The 7,175-nt window shown below is 42.5% G+C and carries 7 protein-coding genes; 3 read left to right on the top strand and 4 right to left on the bottom strand.

The genetic code is table 11. The features are described 5' to 3' along the window. Window positions 1-168 precede the first annotated feature (168 nt). Window positions 169-570, bottom strand: a complete 402-nt coding sequence (locus tag EO92_RS02525; protein WP_048135520.1) for a transcriptional regulator — start codon at window positions 568-570, stop codon at window positions 169-171. 839 nt (window positions 571-1,409) lie between these two features. Here EO92_RS02525 and hdrA point away from each other — a divergent pair. The 3 genes from hdrA to hdrB are packed head-to-tail and all read left to right on the top strand — an operon-like array spanning window position 1,410 to window position 5,432. Continuing rightward, window positions 1,410-3,827: a ferredoxin:CoB-CoM heterodisulfide reductase subunit HdrA gene (gene hdrA, locus EO92_RS02520; RefSeq protein ID WP_048169047.1), complete on the top strand. Its 2,418-nt coding sequence runs from the start codon at window positions 1,410-1,412 to the stop codon at window positions 3,825-3,827. Then, window positions 3,824-4,534 (top strand): ferredoxin:CoB-CoM heterodisulfide reductase subunit HdrC, encoded by a 711-nt coding sequence (gene hdrC, locus EO92_RS02515; protein ID WP_048163244.1) that lies wholly within the window; start codon window positions 3,824-3,826, stop codon window positions 4,532-4,534. The genes hdrA and hdrC overlap by 4 nt, the downstream gene beginning before the upstream one ends. Next, window positions 4,488-5,432, top strand: coding sequence for a ferredoxin:CoB-CoM heterodisulfide reductase subunit HdrB (gene hdrB / locus EO92_RS02510; protein ID WP_048169045.1), 945 nt, complete (start codon window positions 4,488-4,490; stop codon window positions 5,430-5,432). The genes hdrC and hdrB overlap by 47 nt, the downstream gene beginning before the upstream one ends. Before the next feature lie 296 nt (window positions 5,433-5,728). Here hdrB and EO92_RS02505 read toward each other — a convergent pair whose 3' ends face one another. The 3 genes from EO92_RS02505 to EO92_RS18910 all read right to left on the bottom strand — a co-directional run bounded on the left by EO92_RS02505 (window position 5,729) and on the right by EO92_RS18910 (window position 6,963). Then, window positions 5,729-6,343 (bottom strand): UPF0228 family protein, encoded by a 615-nt coding sequence (locus tag EO92_RS02505; protein WP_048133445.1) that lies wholly within the window; start codon window positions 6,341-6,343, stop codon window positions 5,729-5,731. 114 nt (window positions 6,344-6,457) lie between these two features. Beyond that, the gene (locus tag EO92_RS18915; protein ID WP_369793107.1) at window positions 6,458-6,733 is read right to left on the bottom strand and encodes a C39 family peptidase; all 276 of its coding nucleotides are present in this window, start codon (window positions 6,731-6,733) and stop codon (window positions 6,458-6,460) included. Next, window positions 6,703-6,963 (bottom strand): C39 family peptidase, encoded by a 261-nt coding sequence (locus EO92_RS18910; RefSeq protein ID WP_048169043.1) that lies wholly within the window; start codon window positions 6,961-6,963, stop codon window positions 6,703-6,705. The genes EO92_RS18915 and EO92_RS18910 overlap by 31 nt, the downstream gene beginning before the upstream one ends. Window positions 6,964-7,175 lie beyond the last annotated feature (212 nt).

The raw sequence follows: 7,175 nt of genomic DNA, 5'->3' as shown, positions 1-7,175 counted from the left end.
CGCAGGGGATGGGCTTGTGGACTTGCGAACAGTAGTTCGAGGGATGAAGCAAGAAGCCCCTTCCTCGCTTTCATCAGAAAGCAGGGAGGGGTAGTTCACGAATGAACTTTTTACATTTGAGATTGTAAGAGAAAAACCGCGTTAATCTCAATTTTTTTCGCCAATTCTTCAGGAAAGGTTCTTGAGACGTTCTATGTTCTGGCGTATGGTATTACTCTCAGCAATGATGTTTTCTTCTATTGTGTCAATAATTTTTTCCATATGAACTGTCAGTTTGTATAGCTTTACCGGCCTGCCCTTGCCCTGGTTCTTCTTTTCTTCCCTCATGTCTACCCAGTCATTTTCACGAAGGTAGCGCATCGCAATGCTGACTTCTGGCTGTCTAAGACCTGATACCATTTCTATACACTGGGAAGAGATCTCTTCTCCTTTTGAGAGGCATGCAAGAGTTAAGGCGACAGGTCTGTTTATATTAAGCCTCCTCAAAAGCTCGACCATTTCGTACTCAATCTCTCCCATTTTAATATTATTGTCTTCTGATATTAGCCCATTATCTGCCACAACTATCATCTGCCGTTTATACCGTAGAGCACCTTACATTGGTCTCAGTATCATGTTTTATCCAGTATCATCAGATCATGGAAATTTATTATTTTCAAACGAACAACTTTAATGAATTAACTTTAATGAATTAACTTTAATGAATTAGCTTTAATGAATTAGCTTTAATGAATTAGCTTTAATGAATTAGCTTTAATGAATTAACTTAATGAATTATCTCACTTAATTATTTCAAATGGTTGCTTTTAAATGGTTAATTCCAAATGGTTTCTTTTAAATGGTTAATTCCAAATGGTTTCTTTTAAATGGTTAATTTCAAATGGTTTTTTTTGAATTTTTTATTTTTTCACTTAATATATCTGTATTTATTAAAAGTTAAAATCTGAGGAAGTGCCCAACAAATCTGGCATCTCAGTTAATTTATATAATAATGATCTCCCTATATATAATTATATGCATATAAAAACTTTCTGACAATAAGAGGCACTAAATATATTTCAGTCGAATACCCCCACCGTGCTGCGGGGTGCGCCATAGTAACTTTTATTTGCGAAATCTATGGAGCTACAGAGTAAGGAATAAGCTGGGCAACATGATCTTTTGCAGTCAACATGATCTTTTGCAGTTCTTCATTCAGGTATATATAGGATTAAAACCTTTGATAGTATATCTTCTCCAATCTGAGGACGCTAACCAGGGTACAACTGAAGCAGATAAACGCTAAAATCTCCTTTTTTTCAAATATATGTCCCAATTTTGCAACTTCTATCGTTCAATTGTCCTCATTGGGCTACTTATCCTATTTTTTCGGCAATCTTTAAATACAAATCCCTGAAAGATTTAGTATAATGACTGCTGGGACGACTGATGGGCTGGACAAAGCTGCTGTATTTATCTGCCACTGCAGCGGGAACATTTCCGAACACGTTGATGTAGATGCCGTAAAAAAGACCCTTAAGGCAGAAGGGATCTCGGTTTTTGATTATGAGTACCTGTGCTCAAGCCAGGGGCAGTCCCTGATAAAAAATAAAATTCTGGAAGGGAATCTGAACAGGGTAGTAATAGGTTCGTGTACTCCTTCCAAGCATGGCACTCTCTTTAGAAAGTGCATCCAGGAAATCGGATTGAATAGAGCCGGGCTTGAAATTGCAAATCTAAGGGAACAGTGCGCCTGGGTGCATCCTGACAAAACTGGAGCTACTGAAAAAGCTATTTCCCTCCTGCAGGCCAAGCTAAAACGCCTGGAACACATAGAGCCCCTGGAAGAAATAAAAGTGGATATTGCTCAGCAGGCCCTTGTTATAGGTGGGGGGATAGCAGGAATCACAGCTGCGCTGAACCTTGCAGATAATGGGATTTCCACCTTCCTTGTGGAGAAAAATTCAAGCATAGGCGGGCAGATGGCGAAAATAGGGAAGATCTTTTCCCCTGATAAGCTTGCGGAAGAGTGTGCAATGTGCTCACTCAGCCCTCTGATGAACGAAGTTGCAGCCCACCCGAAAATTACACTTTTGACCTGGACCGAAGTTGAAAGCCTGAGCGGAAGCGCAGGAAACTTTACTGTCAGGTTAAAGAAGAAGCCAAGATATGTGAAAGACAGCTGCACAGCATGTGGAAGGTGCAGCCGTGTCTGTCCTACCCCGGTTGAAGACGAGTTCAACTGCGGCTATATGGACAAAAAGGCAATTTCTCTTCGCTTCTCCCAGTCAGTCCCCAAGATCTACTGTATTGATCCCGATTATTGCCTCCAGTTAAAGGGGGAAGCCTGCGGAAAATGTGCAGATGCCTGTAAAACCGGAGCAATTGATTTTTCCCAGAAGGAAGAAATTGTTGAACTTAACGTAGGTGCAGTTGTTGTTGCCACCGGTTTTGAGGAGTATGACGTCTCCCAGAAACCCCAGTACGGATACGGAATTTTTGAAAATGTGCTGACACAGATGGAACTTGCCCGAGTCCTCGGCATCAATGGCCCTACAAAAGGGGAACTTCTGAGGATTTCCGATTTCAGTAAAGCTTCTGCTGTTTCAACTCCTGCAAGCTGTACTTCAAGGTGCGAAGGTTCCTCTGCCCCGTCCTCTGATGCCGAAACGCCAAAAAGAATTGTCATGATCCAGTGCGTGGGCTCAAGAGACGAAAAAGAGGGCGGAAATCGTTACTGCTCAAGATACTGCTGTATGGCAGCTCTGAAACACGCAAGCCTGATTAAGAAAAAATATCCTGAAATAGAAATCACGATTTGCTATATTGATATAAGGGCTTTTGGTTTTTATGAAAACTATTACCGTGCAGTTCAGGATACCGGAGTCAAATTTGTTCGGGGAAGGCCTGCCGAAGTTGTTGAAAAGCCGGACAAGAGCCTTGTTGTAAGGGTCGAAGATACCCTTAACCAGAAAATGAGAGAACTTCCTGCTGATCTTGTTGTACTTTCCGCGGCCATGATACCTTCTCCGGGGACCAGGAAAATTGCCAGTGTGCTGAATCTGAGCCAGGATGAAAGCGGCTTTATTAAGGAAAGGCACTCCAAGCTAAAACCAGTAGACAGTTCCCTTGACGGAATCTTTGTTTGCGGTACTGCCCAGAGCCCTAAAGATGTTACAGATACCATTGCCCAGTCCGGACTTGCAGCCATAAGGGCAAGGACTTTCATTACGGACAGCCCGAAAATGCTGGATAACGAAATTGCAGCCGTCAACCAGCTGCTCTGCACGCGCTGTGGAGAATGCCTTAAATGCCCGTTCGAGGCCCTCTCCCTGAATGAGAGCGGAAGGGTTGTTCTTGACCCTCTGATCTGCACGGGCTGCGGATACTGTACCGAGCTCTGCAAGGACGGAGCCGTTCAGATCGCAGGCTTTACGAAATCCCAGTTAAAAGCCGAGATAGAGGGTGTGCTCGAAGAAGGAGATGTGCTTGGCTTTGTAAATTCCGGGATTGCTTCCCTTACCTGCGATAATATAGGTAACAGTGTGCTCACATACCCTTCAAATGTTAAATTAATCAAGGTCCCTACATGCCTGGTAGTGGACAGAGAACTGGTGCTGCATGCCTTAAAACATGGGGCGTCCTCTGTCCTTTTTGTGGAAGACCCACCTGACAGCCCGAGAGCCGAGATAATATACCCTCTTACTACCAGGCACGTTGAAAAACTCAAAGAAGAACTTGGAGATTCAGGAAACCGGATCTATTTCAAAAAAACCTATGTTCCGAACACAAAAGGGCTTGCAGGAACTTTTACCCGCCTTGCCCGGGAAGGAGAGGTGATCAGATGATGCCATATGTAAATAAATACGATACCCCGGAGTGTAAAACTCTTGCAGAGACCGCAAAAAAAAGTATCCGAACCCCTGAAGCCATGGGATTGGACCGCTGTATCCAGTGCGGAGCCTGCACCGCTTCCTGTCCTGCAGCCCGGTTTACGGACTACAGCCCGCGGCAGATCGTAAAAAAGGTGCTCGAAAATGATCGTAGTGTGCTTGAATCTGAAATGATCTGGTCCTGCTTCTACTGCTATTCCTGTAATGTGCGCTGTCCCAGGAACAACAGCCCTGTAACAATCGTGCAGGTGCTCAGACAGATCGCTATCAACGAAGGAATCGGGGTTGAAAAGCTTGCCTATTTCCTTGAGATCGGGGAGTACCTTGCCGAAAACGGAGCCAGCAAGGTCCCGGGCGCTGGTGTCAAGAACATGGAAAGAGACCTTGGAGAGCGCTGGATTGGAATGAAAAGGAATCTGGAGCCCATCCGTTCTGAACTGGGGCTTAGCGCCAGGGATGTCAGGAACACCAATGGAGAAGTTCAGGCTATTCTTGAGAGCACTGGCTATTTTGAAAGGGAAAAATGGATTAAAGCAAGGATACAGGAAAAAAGAATTCACGGGTTCCTGACGACAGACCGTGTTGAAAACGAAAAAAAGAGCGGAGAGTTTGGCTTTGAAAGCGATAGAGAGTATACCGGACAGCAAGCTCTTACTGTTTAAGAGCTGCATGGTCGGGCAGGAATATCCTGGGATAGAAACGGCTACAAGTTACGTGTTTGACCGGCTCGGGGTAGATTACGGTATAAACGATGAGCAGTCCTGCTGCACGGGGATAGGGCACTACACCGATATCTTTGAAGGCCTCACAACAGCAGCTATTGCAGCCCGGAACTTTGCAATCGCCAGAAGGAGCGGGTATCCCAACATAACCTGCCTCTGTTCAACCTGCTATGCCATAAACAAGGACGCATGCGAACTCCTTAACACCAATACTGAGGTCCGGGAAAAAGTCAACTCCATCTTCAGAGAAAAGGGCTTCGACGACCTGGTCTATGAAAAGGGTGATATGGACTCGCGGACCAACTTCTATCATGCAGTCGAGATCCTCCTGAGTAAAGTCGACCAGATAAAGGAAAAGAAACAATTCGATTTCTCAGGCGTTAAAGCAGCCTCTCATCATGCCTGCCACTATTATAAAGTCAAGTACCTCGATGTAGTCGGAAGCCCGGAAAACCCCCAGCTTATAGACACAATAGCTGAAGCCTGCGGAGCATCCCCTGTCCGCTGGTACGAAGACCGCACTCTTACCTGCGGAATGGGCTTTTCCCAGCTTCACCTTAACAAAAGCACCTCTCTCCAGGTTACCAAAACCAAACTTGACAGCCTTCAGAGAAATGGAGTGGAGTTAATGATCCATATGTGCCCGAACTGCCATATCCAGTATGACCGCTACCAGCCTGTTATTGAAAAAGAGTACGGGGTAAAATACGACATGGTGCACATGAATATTGCCCAGTTCGTGGCTCTTTCAATGGGAGCGGACCCCTACAAAGTATGCGGTTTCCAGACTCACTCCGTGCCTCTGGAAGGTTTTCTTGAAAAGGCCGGTATAATATAAAATCCCGTTTTAAAGTTGAACCGGTCACCTTTTTTGTTTTGATTTTTCCCAATTAATTTTTTGGCTTTGTTGAAAGTTGTTTTCTAACTTTAAAATGTATAACAAACAAATTTACCTTAGATGCGTTTATCTTAAGGCGGACTTTTTCCAGATTGAGACTGTCCGAAAAGTCAATAATGGCATGTTGTGAAAGTTATAAGTCTATAATATTAGAGTATCCGTTCCGGTTTTGCATATTGCATCTTATAAAAGTTATAACAGGTAATCACTTTTTGGATAGGCTCTAATACAGCCTCTTAGGTCGTGGGATCAGATGGGGGATAAAGGTAACTAAGCTGTACAGTAAATATATTTTCATTTTGTTCAAGCTCATTTTTTATCCTTATCGCATCTTCTTCCGGAATCCAATATGTCAGAGGTCCATCATTAAAAAGAAAACGAATATCACACCATGTAAACTTTTTCGCCCCAATATCATATTTGTCCAGTATTGCAAGAAATTTTTCGTCCTGGATCGCTTGTTCAGAGACCGGAAGAACGTAATAATCTCCTTTTCGGGTAACATCAGCAGGAGAAGATATAGTCCAATCTTTTTTATCTTCCTTCATCTCTTTTACAAGCTCGCGTCTTATGTCACTCCAATTATCTTTGTCCGCCATTATGTAATATTTTTCTGGATAATTAGTGTCATATGTCATCCTATAGTTCCGAGTCATATTGTAGTTTTGAAGAATGACTTGTACTTCTGACTCAGAAATTCCATCTTTAAATTGAATAGTCATACCAGCTACTTGCGATTCAGGATCTGGTGTTTTCGCATCCTCTACCGGCACTTTTACAAGTAACCCCCAAATCGCTACGAGAGTTAGAAAAACAATAAAAATAGCGATTTCCTTATTGATTTTGCTCATACCAACACCTCAAAAATGAAGAAGATTCGATAAACCTTATAGACTGGCTGTTTGCATAAAGGATATATAAGCAACCATTGAAACCAGAGATTTATCGAACTCCTCTAAGGAATTTTAAGACGGCCTCACATATATACGTTTAGTTTCTTGAGCACCATTGACTTCCACCGTTTGGTGACCAGATCCAATAGGCAATGGATCATTAATATATATATAATATAATCCGTAACCAGTATCTGAGTATCCATAACAAACTCTAAAATGCCCTGGAACCATACTGAAAAAAGGTCTGTTGTTGTTGATCTCAGTCTTAGCGGTCGTAAAACTCATAGTAGTACTAATAACTGTGCCACGCTGCCCTAATCCCCCTGTTGCTGAGTATAGTAACAATAATCTTTAGCGTCGCTATCTGAGATCCCTCCATTCAGATTATTATGGTCATGCCATCCTTGAAAATCATAGATGTAATTTTGGGTCCGATATATGTTACATATGTATTTACCAATCATTTGACAACTTGCCGGACCACAGTAAACGCTATTTTCTTGTCCATATAAGGGAACAGAAAGTGATTTACTTGTGATTAATCTTGTTGCTGCATCAGTACTTAGTTTACTCATATTTTCTTCAGTGACTGAGGCATTAATATTGACCCCTTTATTAGTTGCTGCTTGCTCTATAGAGTTTGTAAGTTGGTCACTTTTTTCCCATTCCTTTAAATTGTTGTCCTTTCGGCTCTGTAGAAATCCTTAATTTTATGCAAATTATTTCTACAACTTTTTTGTTTATGTTATACACTATCAGTTTAATTTTTATTTCTTTGATCTGATTA

Source organism: Methanosarcina sp. 2.H.A.1B.4 (assembly GCF_000979385.1).
Lineage (GTDB): Archaea > Halobacteriota > Methanosarcinia > Methanosarcinales > Methanosarcinaceae > Methanosarcina.
This window is presented reverse-complemented; position numbering and strand designations above follow the sequence as displayed.